Genomic DNA, 1,582 nt, shown 5'->3' on the forward strand with positions numbered 1-1,582 from the left:
CTGGCATCTGGCATTCTTGCATCACGAATCTCAATCACAAAATCAACTTTTTTTAAATTCTCTTCCATTTGCCTTTTGGCCTTGGTCATATGACCTGGAAACCATTGTACGTTTGCCACTAATCTTTCACTCCTATATCTGAAATTGGTAACAAGACTAACATCTTCTTGGCAAAGATCTGTGATTTCTTAACTGGACCTACATAGCGTGAATCTTTAGAATAAGGACGATTATCTCCCATCACAAAATACTCATCATCACCCAATGTAACTTCTTTAAAATCAATATAAGTTCGATCTTCAAAATCCGGATTATAATTACGCTTATTCTCTTTATCATTAGAATTAAACACTTTATTAAACCAATTACAATTATCATGCTCTTCCATAAATTTCTGACGATAGTCCGGATCTATATATTTAGTCTCGTCCAATGCTTTTCCATTAATATAAATCACATCATTTACACAGCTGACAGTTTCACCAGGTAATCCGATTACACGTTTTACCCAATGTGTTTTCTGCCCATTTTCTTCCATGGTTACAACGACTATATCCCCTCGTTCTACACCATTTAATAATACGCCTCCAACATTTGTGAATCCAAATTCCCCATCTTTTAATGTTGGATACATACTTTTTCCATCTACACGAACTGGATGTGCCACAAAATTTACGAACAATAAAATCACAATGGCACTAATGACAAACACTTTAACAAAATCAAGTATATCTTCTAGTAAAGTACGTTCGTCATCTTCATTGTACCTTAGCTCGTTTTTCTTTGACTTCTTCATATAATCTCTAACCCCCTAAATGTTATAAATCTATTATAAAGCTATTTAGAAAAAAAAGCCTGAAAATCAGACTTTTTTTAAACAATTAACGAACTTCTTTTAAACGAGCAGCTTTACCTGAACGGTTACGTAAGTAAGATAACTTGTTACGACGTACTTTACCGTGACGAACTACTTCAATGTGGTCAATGATTGGTGAGTGTAAAGGGAATTTACGTTCAACACCAATTTGGTTAGAAATCTTACGAACTGTGAATGTTTCAGAGATTCCTCCACCTGCACGTTCAATTACAACACCTTCGAATACCTGGATACGGCTCTTGTCACCTTCTTTGATTTTAACGTGAACACGAACAGTACTACCAGAACGGAATGCTGGAATATCAGTCTTCAATTGTGATTTTGTTACTTCATTAACTAATCCTAAGTTCATTTTCTTTTCTCCTTCTTTTCTAATATTTGGTTATCAGTTCATTCACACAATGTGCCAGCGGAACTACCTATGCGTAAACGCCTATTAATATTACCATGTCAATAGATTTTGCGCAAGAATTATTTTTGGATTTTTAACACGGAATCAACTACTTTTTGATCTTCTTTATTTAATTTTAAATTTTCTAATAAATCCGGGCGATACATCGCTGTTCTTTTTAAAGACTCTTCATGTCTATACTTCTTGATGTTCGCATGATGACCACTCAATAATACATCTGGAACTCTTTTTCCATCATAGATTTCTGGCCTAGTATTTTGATGATAATGGGCAAAAGAGCGTTGATGTTTTGT

Annotated in this window: 2 protein-coding genes and 2 pseudogenes; all 4 read right to left on the minus strand. The window is 34.4% G+C overall.

Features of this window, described 5'->3' with window-relative positions:
- Positions 1-89 (minus strand): annotated as a pseudogene (locus tag ACZQCL_RS09410) (ribosome biogenesis GTPase YlqF); the annotation flags it as partial.
- Between the two features lie 29 nt (positions 90-118).
- The gene (gene lepB / locus ACZQCL_RS09415; RefSeq protein ID WP_482483022.1) at positions 119-796 is read right to left on the minus strand and encodes a signal peptidase I; all 678 of its coding nucleotides are present in this window, start codon (positions 794-796) and stop codon (positions 119-121) included.
- An 85-nt stretch (positions 797-881) separates the two neighbouring features.
- Entirely contained in the window at positions 882-1,229 is a 348-nt protein-coding gene (gene rplS, locus ACZQCL_RS09420) for a 50S ribosomal protein L19 (RefSeq protein WP_117571589.1), read from the minus strand.
- A 119-nt stretch (positions 1,230-1,348) separates the two neighbouring features.
- Positions 1,349-1,582 (minus strand): annotated as a pseudogene (locus ACZQCL_RS09425) (tRNA (guanosine(37)-N1)-methyltransferase TrmD); the annotation flags it as partial.

This window comes from Holdemanella sp. (assembly GCF_056804935.1).